Genomic DNA, 17,161 nt, shown 5'->3' with positions numbered 1-17,161 from the left:
GGAATGGCAGCGGACACGAACGGCATTCCTCCGCGAGCACTGGCACTGTGAATGCGACGAGTGCATGTTGACCCCGGAAATCCTGAGGCCTAGGGCGCAGGTCGTTGACCACATTGACGGACTCGGCCCATTGGGTCCCCGCGCCCATGACTGGACCAATCTCCGGGCAATGACTACTGCTCACCACAACAGGCGAACCATGCGCGACCAGGGAAACGGAACGTGAGCGCTGGCCCATTTCACTCGTCACTTTGTGTGCCTGAAAGGGTCCTGGGGGGTGGGGGGTGATCAACTCGGCCCTTGGACCTCCGAGGCGCAGGGGAGGTCTCCGCCTGGTGCGCTCGGGGAAAAATACGCAGCGTGTTCAAAAACCGCATGCGACGCCCCTTAGTAACCAACCGAAAGTGACTCAACGTGAATAGCGAAAACCTTCGCCGTGGCCGCTCGCGCCCCGGTATCAGCCGCGTGATTCTACCTCCTGAATGCAGCCTGCCTGTGCCCATGCCTCCCGAGCGAGCCGAGGATTGGACCGATGGAATGCTGTCTCGATGGTCGTCACTCTGGAAGGGCCCCAGCGCAAATCTCTGGGATGACGCATGCGTCGGAATGGTCGCCCTCTTGGTGGAACTTGAGGCGCTCGGAACAGGCGTGAATGCCGCTCAACTGACCGAGGTTCGCCGCATTTCCGAGACCCTTCTACTGACTCCCGGCTCCCTGTCTGCCGCTGGTTACGCACTTGAGGGGTGGCCCACGTGAGCCAGGCTCGGCGTCGAGCAGCAGCGCAGCGAAATGCCCCTGCCACTTCCGAAAGACGTTCCAGTTTCGGCCCCTGGAATGACCGGGACGGCGCCGGTTGGGTCATCTGCGAGCGCCATGACTTCGGCATTCAGCCTGGGGGCTCAGGGTGTCTTCACTGCCGCCTAAATGACTTCCCCACCGACTGATCACATACCAGTTCTGGTAGGTGCCTTGACTCACTGAGCCGGGGCACCTTTTTAATGCCCTGGAGACCTCTTGCTGACTCGCCATTCAGTAACCAACTACGCCCGGTACGCAGCCCTGTTGGCGTCCATGCTCATATCGTTCGCCACACAGCAGCACCTCGCTGAAACGCACGGAGTTCCAGGCTGGCCGTCCTATGCCGTGCCGGTGGCCGTCGACCTGTTCCTAGTCTGGGCAGTCCGGTCACGCCGTGACGTCCTGTTCGCCGTGGCCGTGGCCGTGTCCGCCAACGTGGCCGGAGTGCTGACCGCGGAATCACTCGCCAGCGTCGACACGTGGGTTTCGGCCGGACTGCACGCCGTGTTCCCCGTGACCCTGTACCGGATGCACCGGCCATGGGTGACCGCTCAGGCGCCTGCCGTGGCCGTACCGGTCCCCGCGGACCCTGCGCCCCCGATAGTCGCTCCTGCGGCCACTGAGCCCCTGCCGGACAGTTGGCCGGACACCGACCTATGGCAGGACTTCGAAGCCAGCGCGCCGGATGCTCCGCAGGATGACCCGGTCACTCCCCCGACCGCCGAGGACGTGCGCACGGTCATGGCCTCACTCGCTGCGGACAATGGCCGACCGGTTACCGGCCGGATGCTGGCCGACCATTACAGCGTGTCCGAGCGGACCGGACGCCGGTACCTCGCGCTGGCCGGTGGCGAATGAGCGACCTACGCCACTACCTGTCCCTGTCCGCTGAGGAATTGAGCGCTCCCCTGTGGACTTTCCCGCCGCTTGATGTGTCGTTGGTCCAGCGTGCGCGCCGTCGCGTTCTGAATGCCGATCCTGAGTTGTACTCGCATGCCCTACTCGCTGAGGCTGATGAGCGCGTGACCGAGTTGGCCGAGACGGAATAGCAAGTGCCCCGATCCTGGATATTCCAGGGTCGGGGCTTTCCTGCATTCACGACATGTTAGCAATTGGAAATCATAAGCTCAGCCGGCTGCGCCCCTCGGTGGCTCTGACCTGGCATTATGCGGGGAAGTGGAGTTGCAGCGTCGTGCGCACAAGCTAAGTGACCTGGTGTTCAGCGAGTAGCGTTGCAACTTCCGGCACGTCCGCGTATTCGCGCAAGCGTTGAAGGATCACCCGGACCCGTTCCGCTGTCCGCTCCGAGGGAATGTCAGAGGCTAGCGAGACAACCCGTTCGGCTACTGCTGCCGCTTCCTCGGGCTCATTGGCATCAGCGAGCGCAACGGCCATCCATGACAGATACAGGGCCATTTCGCGGGTATGGGTCGCGTCGTATCCGCTGAGCACTTCCCGCAGCAATGGCACGGCGCGCAAGGGCCGGTGCAGCTCTGTGTAGACGCGAGATTCCATGACCCGCAGTTCGCCAGCGTCGACCCAATACATATAGGCGGGCGATTCCGTACCGGCGCTGTCGTCGCTGAGTGCCTGCCCGGCCTCCCCCAGGGCCCGCATTGCCTGTTGCCCGTTCTCTATTCCGCCCGCCTTGACGTGCGCCCATGCCACCCGGTCCAGGTACAGCGCGCGAGCCTTTGGCGGAGCGTCGGGACCAGTCTCATTGACCGCCGCACGGGCCAGTTTCAGCCCCTCAACTTCCCTGCCTGTGTTGCTGAGTTGGTAGGCCAGGCTTCCGGCAATGTTCCCGGCAAGGGTGTGATCCTCCGCCTGCCTCGCAGCGCTGATTCCGAGCCGGTAGATCCGCTCAGCTTCCGCATGCTGGCCAGCGTCGCTTGCAATCCATCCTGCAATCTGTGCCACCTCCCCTATCTGCCGCAGGAGTTGACGCCCTACCTCGCTGGTGTGACTGCCCTCCCGGTACAGCTTCACGGCGGAGCGCAGTTCACGCAGCGCGGGGCGGATCAGGTCTCCACCGGCTAGGACGTCGTCGGCAAGCCGTAGGCCATGCACCCGCTGTTGTAGGTCCTCCACTGCGCCCATTCCGATCCGGCGCCCTGAGTGGCCCTGTAGCGGGCTCAGTGGGTCACCCTCGGGCAGGAAGTCGGCCAGCGTCGGCAAAGGCGGCTCAGGGGGCGCCAGGGGCGCGCGCAGGGTATCCGCGGACACGCCTAAAGCGGCAGCGATGAACGGCAGCCATTCCCGCGGCGTGCGTTTCCCTGTCTCCCACCGGCTGACTTCCTGGCGGCCGACCGGATCACCAATGACCCCGGCTGCCCGGCACACCTCATGGGCTAGCCGTGCCTGGCTGTAGCCGCGCGCTTCCCGCAGCCTTTTGATGTTGGCCCCGATGGCATTGGTCATGCCTCAATTCTGGCCGACACCGGGCCTACAGGGGGCCACTAGTCACTGATCAATCCCAGGCGGAGGCTGAACGCCGGACAGTCGACGTGAGGGGACGGCATGGCAGCGAGCGCAGCGCCCAAGACTGAGGTAGACACGGCGGATTACGTGACGTACGCCCCTGCCGGGTCCACGTGTGCTGACTGCAAGCAGACGATCAACCGCCTTGAGCCCTGCCGCCGCTCCTGCATTGAGAGGCGATCCGGTCCACCGGCCGCTATCTATCGGCATTTCGAGTGCCCCCGATGATCCTTTTTGATCTTCGGACCCCCCGCCCCGGAAGGGTCGACCCGGAGACGTGCCCTGTCTGCGCGCTGCTACGGATGGGCGTGACCGAGGCAGTCAAGACGGGTGATCCGAAAGCGGCTGCCGCAACTGTTCGCGCCATGCATGTCCACATGGTGTGGGGCCATCCGAACGACCCGCGCAACGTCCGCCGGGCCTGACTTCCGCACCAGTGAGCGCCGGACAGGTCGAGCGTTCACCGGGGCGGATTGCAAGACGGCACGGGGACCGTTTCCCCGCAGCAGTTCAGCGAAGGGATAGGCACCATGAACGCGATCCCCGAGTACGAATTCGTCAGTGCGGCTGCCTGCCGTGACAAGAAAGTGGGCAACTGCCCGCAGGTGGCCGTGAACTTGCCGGGCGTGGTGGCATTGCGGGACAGCGAGCGCCCCGAGACCATCGTCACCATGACGCCCGACCAGTGGGTGACGCTCACCGACGCTGTCAAGGCCGGAGAGTTCGATCTGAGCGCCTGAGAGTAGGTCCCGTGGAGAAGTGCCCCCGCTGTGCCGCCGAGTGCCCTACAGACCCCGAGAACGGGTTGCCCTGGTGCGCACAGTGCGGGCACTTCTTCAACCTCTCTCCGTCCACGTGCAAGGGGTTGTGGTGGCGGCGCAATGCTTCCACCCGTTCCCCTGTCCAGCCACGTAAGCACTGACCGCAGCAAAAGGCCCCGTAGCGCCCCTGGGAACGTCCCGGAGCGCTGCGGGGCTACTGGTTGATCAGCGCTGGCTCAGAGCCGCGCGCAAGGCTTCCTCCAGTGCCCGAACCGCAGGGGCGTAGATCGGTTCGTTGAGTCGTTCACCGCGCAGTTCGGCGACGCTGGCAACATCGCCCACAGCACCGGCCAACTTCCGTACCAGCAGGCAGAGATCAGTGCGCGAGACTTCCGGTCGCTCCGCCATGGTCAGCGCGTAGGCGGCATCGTTGCGCGCCATTCTGATGAGGTGTGCCTCGGTGCGGTCTGCGATCTGCTCGACGCCGTCCTCGGGCGCTGCGTATTCCGCGCTGCCCTCGGGTCCGGTCCACGGTAGGCGGCGCAGGGACTCGGGCTTTCCAGCGGCGATAGGCTCCGTCATGCCGACTCCAATTCAGTCGGTAAGCCCCGGTGCGGAAGCCTTCACCCTTCCCGCCGGGGCACTGTCTTTCTGGCCCAATCAGGCTACGCGGATGAGGACTTCAGTAGTCGCGTGAATGAGCGGCGCTCGGACCCTCGGCACCCCCGCCCCTGTGGCCGAAGCAGTGCGCTGACCAGGGGCGACGTGCTAGAACTGGAAGTCACGAGTCTTCGGGTTGTCCCGGCCGCACGAGATCAACGCGAGCCGTGGGGCCACCCTGCGTATGAGCTCCGGGTCCTGGTAGGCCGAGCCATGGTGCCACACCTTCCTTGGACCCCACCAGCTCAGCTACCGTCAAGGGCATGAAGACCTCCGCCAGAGATCGGGTTCGCCGCGTCGGGATCTATGTCCGCATCTCAGATGACCGCGAGGGCGGGGGACTTGGCGTCAAGCGCCAGGAGGACGACTGCCGACTCCTCGCCGCCTCCCTCGGCTGGAGGGTCATCGAGGTCTACATCGACAACGACGTGACGGCCGCGGACCGCCGGAAGAAGCGCAAGGACTACCTGCGGATGCTGGCCGACATCGAGATGGGCTGCATCGACGCCATCGTGTCCTGGCACCCGGACCGCGTGTACCGCCAGCCCGTGGAGCTGGAGCACCTGATCAACATCGTGGAGGACCACAAGACCGAGATCGCGACCGTCAAGGCGGGCGACCTCGATCTGAGCACCCCCACGGGCCGGTTGGTCGCCCGGATGCTCGGGGCCATCGCGAAGTACGAGGTCGAGCACAAGCAGGAGCGCATCCTCCGCAAGATCCAGGAGCTGGTCGAGGCCGGGAAGATCCACAACTCCGGCCACCGGCCCTTCGGTTACACCCGGCTCTTCGACGGCGAGGGCTCACGCCGGAAGATCCTGGGCGAGATCCTGAACGAGGAGGAGGCCGCCCACATCAAGAAGTGGGCCCGCCGCGTCCTGGAGGGCGAGAAGCTCGGGACCCTGGTGGCCGAGGCCAACGAGGCGGGCATCAAGACGTCCACCGGCGGGGCCTGGTCGTACCAGGCCATGCGGTTCCTGCTGATGTCCGGCCGGATCTCGGGCCGCAAGGAGCACAGGGGCGAGATCTACGGTCAGGCCGTCTGGCCGAAGATCATCGAGCCCGAGGACAGCGACATGATCCGAGCCCTACTCGCCGAGCGCTCCGAGGAGTTCAAGGCGGAGTACGGCGAGCGGGACACCCCGGCCCTGAAGTACCCGCTGAGCGGCCTGGTGAAGTGCACGTGCAAGGTCTCGCACGTCGCGGGCGAGCCCTGCTCCTGCAAGGAAGAGGGGAAGAAGCACCACCGGATGAGCACGGGGCAGCGCGGGGACAAGGACATGCCCATCTATACGTGCAAGAAGGACGGGGGCGGCTGTGGAGGCCGGACGATCCAGATCCCCGACCTGGAGCCGCTGTTGGAGAAGCTCCTCTTCAAGCGCCTGGAGGAGGTCGAGGCGGCGGCCGAGGCGGACGACAACGACCCCCGCCCAGCGCTGGAGGCCAAGCTCGCCCGCTGGGAGCGGCGGAAGAAGGAGCTGGGGGACGAACTCCTGGACGGCGACCGCCCGGCCCGGGAGATCCGGGACGCGATCGACACCCTGAACGGCCGGATGGCCGGGGCCCGCAAGGAGATCGCTCAGTACGGGGTCAAGGCCAACCTCTCCGAGGTCAGCGCGGCCGAGCTGCGGAAGGCGTGGAAGGACTACTCCGTCGCCCGGAAGCAGTCGACGTACCGGGGGCTGATCCGAGAGATCCTGATCCACCCCGCGACCCGGCCCTTCAACGTCTGGAACCCGGACCGGGTCGAGGTGTTCTGGAAGTAGGTCAGACCTGGCCCTTGCGCCACGGCGCGGCCGGGTCGGCCAGAGTGTCGAGGATCAGCTCACACCAGGTCACGGCTGCGTTGACGGTCAGGCGGGCATGACGAACCCCCAGCCCGGACGGCGCGCTGGCCTGCCCGTGACCACTACCGAAGCCCTGGTTGCGCAGCTCCGCGACGCCCACGGCGATGTTCACCGAGCCGGAAAGGATCTTCTTCACGGCCTTGCTGCCGTCAGGCCCGTCGGGAGCCGAACCGGCGTCGAGCTTCAGTGCCTTCTGGACGGTGCTGACCAGAGTCGGGAGCGCGGCATTCTTGTCGATCTCGATGCTCAGCTCCCGGAGAGCCGTCTTCGCCGTGGCCTCGATGAGCTGCTTGGCGGCCCCGATCGCCCCGTGAGGATCGGTCGTCAGGTCCCGCCTGATTCGCTCCAGTTCGACCGCGATCCCCGAGCCGTCACTCAGGGTGCTCAGGTCCCGATCCAGGAGACGGACCGGCGCTCGCTCCCATGAGATTCGGCCGCTCTTGTCGAGCAGGAATCCGTCCCGCTCCAGTCGAACACCGATGTCCTCAAGCCACTTCGGGGTGCCCTGCTGGTCGGGGTCTCGGTACGCGCGAATGAAGTCCTCGAAGACGAGGAGAGCCCGGCGGACATGCTCAGGATCGCCCCAGTCCACGCCCTCCGCATAGAGCATGAAGGTGGTCCGCCGCTGCCCGGGGTCGTCGTACTTCAGCTCCTCGGGCGGGATGGGCGCGAACCCATGGTCCTCCCACAGCTCGGCCACGATCCGGATGGTCAGATCCGTGGCAAGAGAGCGGAACGCGTTACGGGTTGCTGCGCTCACCAGCTCCCGGCGGGCAGTGACGGTCATGGTCTGAAGATACGAGTAGACCCTGACATCGTCATGACCTTTTCCGACAAAGGCTCTCAACTCAGAGCTGGGCAGCCCGGGTGAGGTCCGTCTTCACCCGGCGGAGCATCTGGGTCTGGACCATGGTCAGCGGGGGCGCGGTGGCCATCTGACGCTCGACCCAGGCGGCCTCCTTGGCCTCCCTCTCGGCCCAACGGACCTGGTCCTTCACCAGGTTGCCGATGAGCTTCCGCATGGCCGGAGAGCGAAGGGGGCGGCCGTTCACGACGGGGCCGTACGAGACCTTCCGGCAGCCGCCGGGGGCCTCCGGGTCGATGACGACGAGGCCCTTCACGTCAGGAACTCCGGCTGAGCGGGCTCGTATCCGTTCGGACCGACGATCGGGCACAAGGCGCTCCCGTCCTCGTGACTCCAGGCGGGCGGGGCACCCCAGCACGGGGCGATGTCGGTCGCCGCGGATTCCTGCGCCGGCTCATGACACTCGGGGCACCTGGCGCTCACCCCTGGGCCTCCACCTTCAGCCAGCGGTCGGGGTGCTCCTCGGCCTCGCGGGCCTTCAGCTTCTCCACGTACTCCTCGGTGGCGTCGACCACCTGGTACACGACGCCCCGACTCGGCTTGTGCTCGTAGTCGTTCGAGAACGCGGTGACGGTGTAGAGCTGCTCGCTCACAGGGAACCCCCGTCCCACGCCTGGCGGGAGTCGTACCGCAGACCCTCGCGGTTCTCAGCGCCGTTACGGGAGATCTCGAAGACCTCCAGGGCCTTGTCCGGGTCGAAGGAGATCACCTGCATCGAGCAGTGCGGATCGGCATACGCCCACACCACCGCCGAGTGGCCGTCATCCAGCGACAGGAGACCGACCCGGTCCCCTCCGCTCGCCTCGTAATACGCCTTCTGCGTCCATTCCAAACTCATGCGGCCCCCTAGTGCTTCAGTTCTCGGTTCGGGTCGAAACAGGTCTTGTCGTTGTCATGGCCGCAGTCGCTGTACACGCAACAGGCGCAGGTGCATTCCGGGACGTGGTATCCGTCGGTCGGGCATTCGTACGTGAACTCATCGGAGTACGAACCGCCGATTCCGTTGGCCGCCTCGTACGTCTCGGTCAGCCACGTGCTCTCGCACTGGATGCAGGTGATGTACGGAGAGTTGGACGGTGCTACGTGCTGCACGATCGTTCACCAATCCCCGTCGAATACTTCGGGCTCGTCGTCGGCGAGCATCGCCATGGCCTGTTCTGCGGTGCCGCCCGGCGGGATGTATCCGCACCAGCATGTCTCGGTGTCACAGACGCAGCGGTCCTCCGCCATGACGACCTCCCCGAATTTAAATTCCACCCCCTGGGAACGCACGAGACCCTCGCCCGGGGGGAAGTGGGGCGAGGGTCTACGGGAATCAGGGTACAGGTTTTGTTGGTGCCCCTCAAAGGTCACCGTTAGTACCCCAAGGAATCCTGGAGAGGAGTGCGGAATTTAAATTCGAGGAGGAGTCGCGACGCCCAACCAGCGGGGGTCACCAGCAGCCCTCTTGGCCATGACCTTCGAGAGCTTGTCGAGCTGCACGCACCGCAGGAACTCGATGCGGTCATCATCGGCTGCACCCATCGCCATCACCCGGGCCTCGGCCGAGGAGGGGTCCTCTCGGGCGATCTTCTTCACGGTGCCCAGGGCGCTCTGGACGCCCCTCTGAGTGACCTCCAGGCCCTCCGACGTCTCCCGGAGGCCGAGATAGTCGTACGCGGCCCTCAGCTCGTCCTGGGAGGGCTCGCCGGGCTTCTCCGGCTCCGGGGCCTTCACGGCCTCCGGGATGACCACGGGCCTGTTCTGCGGCGGGCTCCTCGTCCACCCGGGCCGTCACGATGCCGGAGGTGGCAACCTCGGCGGCCTGAGCATGGCCTGTGTTTCGCAGGCCCTGATCCACCAGCTCCCGCAGCAGAGCCGTCTGCTCCCGCAGCAGCTCCACGACCTCGTCTCCACCCAGCGGGGTGGGCTCGTTACGTACGTACGTAGAGGGCTCGGATTCCGTACGTACGTATTGCAGTACGTAGACCTTGGAGCCCTTGCGGATCTTGACAGATCCCTGCTCCTCAGCGGCCTGGAGGATGGCGCCGCTCTTGCGGTTCAGCTCGGTGCTGGTGAAGGTCTGCATACGTACAGAATACCTACTCGATACGTAATTCGCTACGTAGTTACGTACGGAAGGGGTGGCCATCACTTCGGCATCTCCCGAAGCGATGGTCACCGCCCTGTTTCACGCGTACGTACTGGCGCAGATGCGGGCCCGCATGGCCGCCAGGACCTCGGGGTCGATCCGCTGCGGAGCCTCCAAGGATTCCTGAGCCGGCTGTCCCAGAAGGGGGTTCAACGAGGTGACCTCCTTGGCCTCCTCGACCAGCACCGCCGGGGTGCTCGGGACCGGTCCAGCCTCGGCCTCCTGGGCCCGCAGGTGCTCGTACAGGGCCAGCTCGTCCCCGGCCTCCACGAGGGCCCTCCAGGCCCCGTCAGCGCCCTCCGGGAGGGGGTTGCGCTCCAGGTACTCGGCGCGCTTCGGATTAGCCATGGAGAGGCGGTACGCGAGGTATCCGGCACCCGTGCCCCGTCGGGCCGCCGTGGCCTGGAGAGCCTTGTCCTGGGCCGCCCTGCGGTTGCGGATGTCGTGGCGGGAGACCCGCTCGTCGTACATGTCCCCCATGGCCTCGTCGAAGACCTGCGCCCAGGCGATCTCGTAGACGAACGAGCGGCCCTGACGGACCTTCCGGACGAGACCGGGGATCGCCTTGGTCATCCGGGCCAGGAGGTCCCGGACGCTCTTGGGGGCCAGGCCCAGCAGTCCGGCGATGTCGTCGGTGGAGAGGGTCACGTCCCGGAGACCGCACAGGACCGCGAGCTTCCACGCCTGGCGGCCGAGGGCGAACTCCGGGGCGTCCGGGCCCTGCACCTCGCTCCAGACGTCCAGGGAGGCATCCAGGGCCCGCAGGGTCCTCGCCTTCTGCTCCATGCCCTTCATCGTGTCCAGCTCCGAGAGGGTCTTCAAGCCGTTGGCCAGGACCTCCTGGGCCCTCTCGCTGATTGCGGCGGTGACTACCGCATTACCCCACCAAGCTCCTTCCTTCCCCTGCTTCTTGTCCAGGTCCCCCAGGCCCCCAGCCAGGGGGCCACCAGGGGCCTGAAGGTCTTTAGGTGAAGTACTGCGGTAGTCACCGCCGCTATTGGAGCGGAAGCGGACCTCCATGGAGTCGCGCTCCTCGGCGAGGGCGGAGGAGGACCCACGGGTCCTGGTCCAGAGGAACTTAAATTCGCTCAGGCCACCCTCGGGACCGACGGTCGCCCGGACGGTCTTGTCGGAGAGGTTGGTCCAACGGGCGAGTCCACGAGTCCCGGACAGGAAGGGGCGGGTCTCGATCTGCCATGAGAGCAGGTGCTCGATCAGGGTCTCGGAGCGGCCCACGGAGCGCGCGGCCATCTCGACGAGGTGGAGGGAGTTCACGGCGTCAAGGTCAACGTGACCCGAAGGGGAGGAGCCGCTAGAATTGGCAACGTTCTTCAAGGTGGTTCCCGTCTCGTGAAGGTGTGCGGGGACTGCTGGTCCTGAGAGGTGTAGGAGCCTCCTGGACCCGAGGAATTTAAATTCCTCTGACGCGGCCCCTGGGGTTACCAGCCCCGGGGGCTTCGTCGCGTCTGGGCCCCAGCATAAGCACCCAGATACCACGTTGGCGAACCTCCGAATTACTCGGACTTTCCTGTGTGCGAAGAATAGTCCGAGAGATTTCCCGGAGGCCCCAGAATGTAGGTCGGGTAGAAATAGGCGGCCCGTTAGTGCTACATTTCATTTGTCGCCGCAAGCGGCATCTCCCGCCAGAGAACTGACTCATCACTGCTCCGCCCACTGGACTACCGGCCGGGCGTTCTACGAGCGAGATGAGTTCTCTGCAATGAGCGTTTCGCACCTGCCCAGCATCTTCAGGGCGGTCCAGGAGATCTTCCCGGACACCGCCCTCCGCATGGGCTTCAGCACCGAGCACAAGGCGGCTTTCGTGGTGGCTGCCGACCTCGGCAAGGCCATCGACTACAAGGCCGACGCCGAGTCGTTCATCCGGTCCCTGGTAAAGGGTCCGGGAGATTCCCGGACCCTTTACGTGGGCAACGAGCTGATCCCGACCGCTGGCGGGCTTCAGACCATGAAGGTCATCTACAAGCGCGGGGCCTTCCACCTGATGATGAGGTCCAACCTCCCGAAGGCCGCCGAGTACCGGGACCAGGTCTTCGACCTCCTGGAGCAGATCGAGCGCGAGGGCTTCGTGGTCAACGCGAGCGCTCCGGTCGAGCAGCTCAAGACCATGAAGCCCCTGGTCGAGCAGACCATCGACGAGCTGCTGGAGGCCCGTCTCCAGGAACGCAAGGACTACCGCTCGATCATCCGGGCCGTCCGGGACGCTGGTGGTCAGGACCGCGACTTCGCGGACGTCCAGAACATGATCTACCTCGGGCTGTTCGGCATGACCGCTCAGACGGTCCGCGAGCGCCAGCCTCAGGTGAGCGGCGAGCGCTACAAGCGGGAGTACCGAAGCGCGAAGGCCGGGGATCTGCGGCCCTCGAAGGTCGCCAAGGACTTCCTGACCAAGGAGCAGCTCAAGGCCCTGGACGACGGGGTCAACTACATCACGTCGGTCCTGAACCTCCAGTGCCCGGACGGCGTGATGACCCTGGACGACATCAAGGGCGCTGCTCTGGACTTCGGCGCCCACATGCGCTCCCTGCGGGCCCGCCGAGCCGGCTCGGGCGTGGCCGCGTGAACGCCCAGGCCATCCGTGAGGTCCTCACGGACACGGAGCTGGCTCCGTCCACCCGCCTGGTCTGGGCGTACCTGAACGTCGCCGCCGAGCCGCAGAACAGCAGCTCCATCGGTCATGACCTCGGGTTCTGCCACTCCACGGTCTCCCACCACATCGGGGCCCTGAAGGACCGGGGCCTGGTCCGCAGGCGTAACGGCGTCTGGCTGCCGGAGGTGCCCCAGTGAGCGCCCTGGACCAGTACCTCGTCTGCTCCGGCCCGGAGATGGTCCAGGACCTGGTGGTCCTGGAGGACGGCTGCATCGAGGCCGTCACGACCCGCGAGATCCGGGTCTTCGAGTACCAGGCGGACCGCTCCCTGAAGGAGCTGTTCGGCCCGGACAAGGACCGCGCGCTGACCGCCTTCTGGCAGGACGTCGAGCGCTTCAACGAATTGAACGACATCAGCGGGGGGAACGACCGATGAACCAGCCGACCGTCAGCCTGAACGACTTGATCCGGACCCGGATCGAGGAGATCGCCGAGGACCTCTGGGCCAACCACCGCGTCATGCAGGTGCCGAGTGGAGAGGCCAGGTGGCTCGAAGTCGGACATGCCGTCGTCGCTGAGCAGTGGAGCTGCCACCAGAACCACGGAGACGGCGTCTGCGGAGAGCCGCTCGTGCCGTACCAGGTCGCCAAGGAACTCCTCGGCTGCCCCGAGGACCCCACGTTCCCGGAGGACGAGTTCAAGCGGGAGCTGATCCCCTTCGATCACCTGGACCCGATCTGGGGCTTCAACGCCAGCGAACTTATCCACTTCTCCGACGTCAGGGCCATGCACGGGGTCTACGGCGAGCCGTTCAATACCCCGGACGGGATCATCGAGTGGCGCTACCCGGATGAGGGGGCGCAGGGCTGATGTTCAGCGCGAACCACACCCAGGCGATCCAGTACGCCAATTACGCCCTCCATCTCCTCGCCCTCGGCATCGTCACCGGCCTGATCGCCGCGGTCGTCCGCCAGATGCGGAGGGCCCGGTGACCCTGAGCTTGACCGATCTGTTCTGCGGTGCCGGTGGGTCCTCCACCGGTGCCGCGATGGTCCCGGGCGTTCAGGTGGCCTTCGCCGCCAACCACGCCCGGGACGCGATCGACTCCCACCAGGCCAACCACCCGGACGCCGATCACGACTTGGCCGACATCTCCGAGGTGGAGCCGACCCGGTATCCGAGGACGGACTTGTTGTGGGCCTCTCCGGCCTGCACCGCCCACTCCCTCGCCTCTGGCAAGAAGCAGGGCCACGGCGAGTACGTGGACGGAGTGAAGGCCACGAGCGGCATCGACGAGGCCGCGATCAAAAGCCGCGCGACCATGTGGGACGTCGTCCGTTTCGCCGAGTCCCACCAGTACCGCGCGATGATCGTGGAGAACGTCGTCGAGGTCATGCAGTGGGGGCCGCCGGGGAAGCCCGGAGCGGTCTTCAAGGCCTGGCTCGACTCGATCCGCGCCTGGGGGTACGAGCACCGCCTGATCTTCCTGAACTCGATGTTCGCCCAGGCCCTCGGGCCCGGCGCTCCTCAGAGCCGTGACCGCTTCTACGCGATCTTCTGGAGGAGCGGCGAGAGGGCCCCCGACTTCGACAAGTGGCTGAGGCCCCAGGCCGAGTGCCCGACCCATGGCCCTGTGCGAGTCGTCCAGCGCTTCAAACGGCCGGACCGCCTGTACGGGAAGTTCCGCTCCCAGTACACCTTCAGGTGCCCGTACACGTCGTGTGCTGACCAGGCCCTGGAGCCGAAGGCCCGCGCGGCTGCCGCGGCCATCGACTTCAGCCTCCCGGCCAAGACCCTCGGAGAACGGAAGCGGCCTCTGGCTGAGTCGACGCTCCGACGGATCAGGGCGGGGTACCAGGCGTTCGCCAGCGACCACCTGCTCGTCCCGGTCGAGGGACGTCAGGGCAAGGTGGCACGTCCGGCCCATCTGCCGTTGAGGACTTGCACGACCCGGAACGAGACCGGACTCGCGCTGCGGTACATGGTCGAGCTGCGGGGTGGGGCGTCTTCCCACCGGGCCATCACGGAGCCGCTGGCGGCCGTCTGTGCGGGCGGCACTCACCACGGTCTCGTCCAGGCCCCGGCGATGACGCTGCCCTACTACTCCACGAGCAAGGCCCGTCCGGCCGCTGAGCCGCTCGGCACGGTCACCACGCTGGACCGTCACGCGGTCCTGCCGGGTGGAGAGATCGAGCACTTCGAGGACCTGAGGTTCAGGATGCTGGAGCCCTCGGAGTACGCCCGTGCGATGGCGCTGCCGGACGGCTACATCCTCACGCCGACGTCCAAGCGCAACAAGGTCAAGCTGATCGGCAACGGGGTCACGCCCCCGGCCGCCCGGGACTTAGTCGCCATGGTGGTCGAGGCCGTCACGGGCGAGGCCCTCGAACCCGCATGAACCTGACCGCAGTGGCTGACGCCCTCGCGCTGGAGGACTCGGAGACCGCCATGCATCTCGGAGTCCTCCTGGCCCTGGCCCACCAGGTCGCCCAGGGCCAGCCGGCTCGGATCCATGAGGTCCTCAGCCAGACCCCTGAGATCCCTGAGGGGGCCACCCGGGGCGAGTACGCCGCCCTGCTCCGCCTGACCGTCCTGGAGGTCCACCCATTACGCATCTAAGGGGAATTGCTGCCCTTCTGTTGGCTATGTTCGATCGCTACGTCGTCAAGCGCGTCAAGGAGCTTCCGTTTGAGTTCCTGCCGCGACGAATACTTTCCCGTGATCCCGAGCGACTGCATCCGCTTGCGCAGTTCCTCTACCCTCCGAATGTCGTCGGCGTAATGATGTGCATCGAATGGATCCCTCTTTCGTCTGCAGAAATAGGCCATCACTCGCTTGTTTGCCGCACAGAACCGGTCAATCTCATGTTCTGTGCCTGATGTGCCGTCGATGGCTCCGCCGTACTTCATCCAGAACAGAGCAACGCATGCATGGGAGGTATCTACCAAGCGTTGATCAATAACACGCTGGCCGGGAGTCCTTAGATCTGGGAAGACGTGCGTCTCCCAGGCAATCGGAATGAATGCCACTTTTTGCAATGAACACCTTCGGGCGTTCCATTCCGCCACCACCCTCCTCACGTAATCCCTTTCCTTCACATCACTCGGCGACGCAATGAAGATGGGCAGGATGTCGGCGTTGAACATGGTCAAAATGATTGCGAGCCGCTTCGACGCCCGCCACTTCGCTTAGGCCGTTCGTGTAATCGCCCGAATTACCGTCCTGGAGGTCCACCCATGAACCTGTACGAGTGCTTCGTCTGCGGCACCCCGCAGGAGGCCAAGACGTGCGACCGGTGCCGGAGTCGAATCCGCGGTGACCTCTCCGCCCTCCCCGAGCTGTACCGGGGGCTGGAGGGGTGCCGTCAGCGGGGACAGAACGGTGGCGGTGACGGGCGCTCCTCGAAGCGTCTGCACGCCCCTGTACCGGGCGATGAGAGGGTCTTGAATCTGCTCGGTCCCGCGAGCCGTCAGCCCGTCACTGACGCCCGGGACCAGACGGGCGAGACGCCGTTCCTCGCGCTGTTGGAATCGTGGTGCCAGGCGGTCTCCGAGGAAAGGGCGTTGGACCACGTCAAGACGAACGTGACGGCCATGACGGCCATGCTGACGGCCCACCTCCCCTGGATCTGCGATCAGCCCTGGGTTGTCGAGTTCGCCGAGGAGATCAGGGCGTTGGTCCACACGGTCCAGCGGATCACCATGACACAGCCGCGCAAGGAGCTGCTTAGGGGCGTCACGTGCCCGTCATGCGAAGGTCTGACGCTCGTCAGGCACTTTCCCGGGGACTGGTCGGCTGAGTGCGCGCTGTGTCCCTCGGTCCGGCTGGACGAGCGCGACTACCGGCTCTTGGTGCAGAGCCAGGCGCAGGGCCTGACGGCCTGAGCGTCAACCCCTGACGCCCGTCAGCGGATACCGCTAATCTGTTGCACAGATAACCGAAGACCGTCAGCGGGGGCCGGGCGCGTGCTTGGCGGCTGAGCCCGGCCCCCTAGACACCGGAGATGAGTCCTCCCGTGCCCAAGCTCGAACCTACCCTGGCGCCCTTAACGCCGTCAGGGTCAACTGCCGTTCCGACAACCCCGTTACCCCTACTCGTCCGCGCCGCCATCACCGGTGGACGCCCTGCCGTCCTCGCGGCGGCCCTCGCCCTCAGCGCCCCCGGTGAGTACCGCCTCGCCGTACTGGCCGGGTGGGACTGGCGCTTCGCCCTGATCATGCCGGGCGTCCTGAGCCTGTACGCCTCCGTCGCCGCTGCCATCGCGGGCTCCCTCCCGAAGGGCAGCACCGAGCGGAAGCAGGCCAACGCCGGTGCCCTGATCGCCCTCGCACTGGCCATGACGGCCCAAGTCGCCTCCCACCTGATCGAGGCCGGGTACCTGGACAAGTCCCCCGCCGTCGTCGTGGCGGTCAGCGCCGTGCCTCCTCTGGTGGCCGCTCACACGCTGCACCTGACGGCCGCCGCGACGCGCCTGACGCCCAAGGCCGTGAGGGTGGAGGAACCCGTCAGCGTGCCTGCGCCGGCTGTCCAGGAATCGTTGGAGACCGTGGCGCCCGAACCTTCGCGCCAGAACGCCCTGACGGCTCCGCCAGTGCCGTCAGTCCCGCTCGTGACGCCCGTCATGGAGGCCGACGAGCACGAGGCCTCGGAGGAGCCCCAGGAGGCCGACGAGGCCCCCGAGGACGAGCCCGAGGTGACGGAGGAGCCGGAGCCCGTCACGGAGCCGGAGAAGCCCCGTCAGGAGCTGACGCAGCGGGACCGGATCGACCAGGTCATCCGGGCTCTCTACGACGAGCTGGGCAACCGGCGTCCGGCCACCCGTCACATGGTGGCGGCCCTGACTGACGCGGGTCTCCCCAACAGCGAAGGCACCGCACGCGAGAGCAGGAAGCGCGTCGAGCTGGCTGAGCCCCACCTGAAGGACCTCCCGGACGCCATCGCGGCCTGAACCACACCCATCGGCGCGCTGCGCTCGCCATCAGCTTGAGCACGCGCGCCCACCTGCCCGGA

Annotated in this window: 22 protein-coding genes; 11 read left to right on the top strand and 11 right to left on the bottom strand. The window is 66.1% G+C overall.

The window, feature by feature from the left end; translation table 11 throughout:
• Positions 1-1,149: 1,149 nt before the first annotated feature.
• A complete protein-coding gene (locus SAVERM_RS28655; RefSeq protein WP_237528903.1) occupies positions 1,150-1,656 on the top strand; it encodes a transfer protein spdA in 507 nt (168 codons plus the stop codon).
• Positions 1,657-2,001: 345 nt separating this feature from the next.
• On the opposite strand, the gene SAVERM_RS28645 is transcribed toward SAVERM_RS28655, so the two are convergent.
• Complete coding sequence (locus SAVERM_RS28645; protein ID WP_010986953.1) at positions 2,002-3,219, bottom strand: helix-turn-helix transcriptional regulator; 1,218 nt, start codon at positions 3,217-3,219, stop codon at positions 2,002-2,004.
• Between the two features lie 590 nt (positions 3,220-3,809).
• Here SAVERM_RS28645 and SAVERM_RS28640 point away from each other — a divergent pair.
• Positions 3,810-4,019, top strand: a complete 210-nt coding sequence (locus SAVERM_RS28640) for a DUF397 domain-containing protein (protein WP_037645400.1) — start codon at positions 3,810-3,812, stop codon at positions 4,017-4,019.
• A 246-nt stretch (positions 4,020-4,265) separates the two neighbouring features.
• Here SAVERM_RS28640 and SAVERM_RS28635 read toward each other — a convergent pair whose 3' ends face one another.
• A complete protein-coding gene (locus SAVERM_RS28635; RefSeq protein WP_010986951.1) occupies positions 4,266-4,622 on the bottom strand; it encodes a hypothetical protein in 357 nt (118 codons plus the stop codon).
• Between the two features lie 341 nt (positions 4,623-4,963).
• Here SAVERM_RS28635 and SAVERM_RS28630 point away from each other — a divergent pair, with 341 nt between their 5' ends.
• Positions 4,964-6,466 carry a recombinase family protein gene (locus tag SAVERM_RS28630; RefSeq protein WP_010986950.1) on the top strand — a complete coding sequence of 501 codons (1,503 nt, stop codon included), beginning with the start codon at positions 4,964-4,966 and terminating at the stop codon, positions 6,464-6,466.
• A 1-nt stretch (position 6,467) separates the two neighbouring features.
• Here SAVERM_RS28630 and SAVERM_RS28625 read toward each other — a convergent pair whose 3' ends face one another.
• The 8 genes from SAVERM_RS28625 to SAVERM_RS28600 form a co-directional block, all read right to left on the bottom strand.
• A complete protein-coding gene (locus SAVERM_RS28625) occupies positions 6,468-7,334 on the bottom strand; it encodes an abortive infection family protein (RefSeq protein WP_037645398.1) in 867 nt (288 codons plus the stop codon).
• A gap of 61 nt (positions 7,335-7,395) precedes the next feature.
• On the bottom strand, positions 7,396-7,668 hold the full coding sequence (locus SAVERM_RS28620) for a hypothetical protein (RefSeq protein ID WP_037645395.1): 273 nt from the start codon (positions 7,666-7,668) through the stop codon (positions 7,396-7,398).
• Between the two features lie 163 nt (positions 7,669-7,831).
• Positions 7,832-8,005: a hypothetical protein gene (locus SAVERM_RS42825; RefSeq protein WP_154696737.1), complete on the bottom strand. Its 174-nt coding sequence runs from the start codon at positions 8,003-8,005 to the stop codon at positions 7,832-7,834.
• On the bottom strand, positions 8,002-8,250 hold the full coding sequence (locus SAVERM_RS28615) for a hypothetical protein (RefSeq protein ID WP_010986946.1): 249 nt from the start codon (positions 8,248-8,250) through the stop codon (positions 8,002-8,004). Before SAVERM_RS28615 ends, SAVERM_RS42825 begins: the two co-directional genes overlap by 4 nt.
• Positions 8,251-8,258: 8 nt before the next feature.
• Positions 8,259-8,504: a hypothetical protein gene (locus SAVERM_RS28610; protein WP_010986945.1), complete on the bottom strand. Its 246-nt coding sequence runs from the start codon at positions 8,502-8,504 to the stop codon at positions 8,259-8,261.
• 6 nt (positions 8,505-8,510) lie between these two features.
• Positions 8,511-8,642, bottom strand: a complete 132-nt coding sequence (locus SAVERM_RS45390; RefSeq protein ID WP_255222029.1) for a hypothetical protein — start codon at positions 8,640-8,642, stop codon at positions 8,511-8,513.
• A 162-nt stretch (positions 8,643-8,804) separates the two neighbouring features.
• Complete coding sequence (locus SAVERM_RS28605) at positions 8,805-9,146, bottom strand: hypothetical protein (protein WP_010986944.1); 342 nt, start codon at positions 9,144-9,146, stop codon at positions 8,805-8,807.
• Positions 9,147-9,582: 436 nt separating this feature from the next.
• Complete coding sequence (locus tag SAVERM_RS28600; protein ID WP_037645392.1) at positions 9,583-10,818, bottom strand: helix-turn-helix domain-containing protein; 1,236 nt, start codon at positions 10,816-10,818, stop codon at positions 9,583-9,585.
• Positions 10,819-11,263: 445 nt separating this feature from the next.
• Here SAVERM_RS28600 and SAVERM_RS28595 point away from each other — a divergent pair, with 445 nt between their 5' ends.
• Genes SAVERM_RS28595 through SAVERM_RS28575 form a run of 6 tightly spaced genes read left to right on the top strand, consistent with a single transcriptional unit; the run spans position 11,264 to position 14,549 of the window.
• Positions 11,264-12,124, top strand: a complete 861-nt coding sequence (locus SAVERM_RS28595; RefSeq protein ID WP_010986942.1) for a BRO-N domain-containing protein — start codon at positions 11,264-11,266, stop codon at positions 12,122-12,124.
• Positions 12,121-12,348, top strand: coding sequence for an ArsR/SmtB family transcription factor (locus tag SAVERM_RS28590; protein ID WP_010986941.1), 228 nt, complete (start codon positions 12,121-12,123; stop codon positions 12,346-12,348). Before SAVERM_RS28595 ends, SAVERM_RS28590 begins: the two co-directional genes overlap by 4 nt.
• Positions 12,345-12,587 (top strand): hypothetical protein, encoded by a 243-nt coding sequence (locus tag SAVERM_RS28585; protein WP_010986940.1) that lies wholly within the window; start codon positions 12,345-12,347, stop codon positions 12,585-12,587. Before SAVERM_RS28590 ends, SAVERM_RS28585 begins: the two co-directional genes overlap by 4 nt.
• Complete coding sequence (locus tag SAVERM_RS28580) at positions 12,584-13,021, top strand: hypothetical protein (RefSeq protein WP_010986939.1); 438 nt, start codon at positions 12,584-12,586, stop codon at positions 13,019-13,021. Before SAVERM_RS28585 ends, SAVERM_RS28580 begins: the two co-directional genes overlap by 4 nt.
• Positions 13,021-13,143 (top strand): hypothetical protein, encoded by a 123-nt coding sequence (locus SAVERM_RS45385; protein ID WP_255222028.1) that lies wholly within the window; start codon positions 13,021-13,023, stop codon positions 13,141-13,143. Before SAVERM_RS28580 ends, SAVERM_RS45385 begins: the two co-directional genes overlap by 1 nt.
• Positions 13,140-14,549, top strand: a complete 1,410-nt coding sequence (locus SAVERM_RS28575; RefSeq protein WP_037645390.1) for a DNA cytosine methyltransferase — start codon at positions 13,140-13,142, stop codon at positions 14,547-14,549. The genes SAVERM_RS45385 and SAVERM_RS28575 overlap by 4 nt, the downstream gene beginning before the upstream one ends.
• Before the next feature lie 217 nt (positions 14,550-14,766).
• On the opposite strand, the gene SAVERM_RS42480 is transcribed toward SAVERM_RS28575, so the two are convergent.
• Positions 14,767-15,297, bottom strand: coding sequence for a hypothetical protein (locus SAVERM_RS42480; RefSeq protein ID WP_137865177.1), 531 nt, complete (start codon positions 15,295-15,297; stop codon positions 14,767-14,769).
• A gap of 90 nt (positions 15,298-15,387) precedes the next feature.
• Between SAVERM_RS42480 and SAVERM_RS28565 the strand changes: the two genes are divergently transcribed.
• Positions 15,388-16,035 (top strand): hypothetical protein, encoded by a 648-nt coding sequence (locus tag SAVERM_RS28565; RefSeq protein ID WP_010986936.1) that lies wholly within the window; start codon positions 15,388-15,390, stop codon positions 16,033-16,035.
• Positions 16,036-16,367: 332 nt separating this feature from the next.
• Positions 16,368-17,099, top strand: coding sequence for a hypothetical protein (locus SAVERM_RS28560; RefSeq protein ID WP_052082294.1), 732 nt, complete (start codon positions 16,368-16,370; stop codon positions 17,097-17,099).
• The last annotated feature ends 62 nt before the right edge of the window (positions 17,100-17,161 follow it).

Origin of the sequence: Streptomyces avermitilis MA-4680 = NBRC 14893, assembly GCF_000009765.2 — a bacterium.
Classification (GTDB): Bacteria; Actinomycetota; Actinomycetes; order Streptomycetales; family Streptomycetaceae; genus Streptomyces; species Streptomyces avermitilis.
The sequence above is the reverse complement of the archived record's forward strand: the minus strand, read 5'-3'. Positions and strand labels throughout refer to the sequence as shown.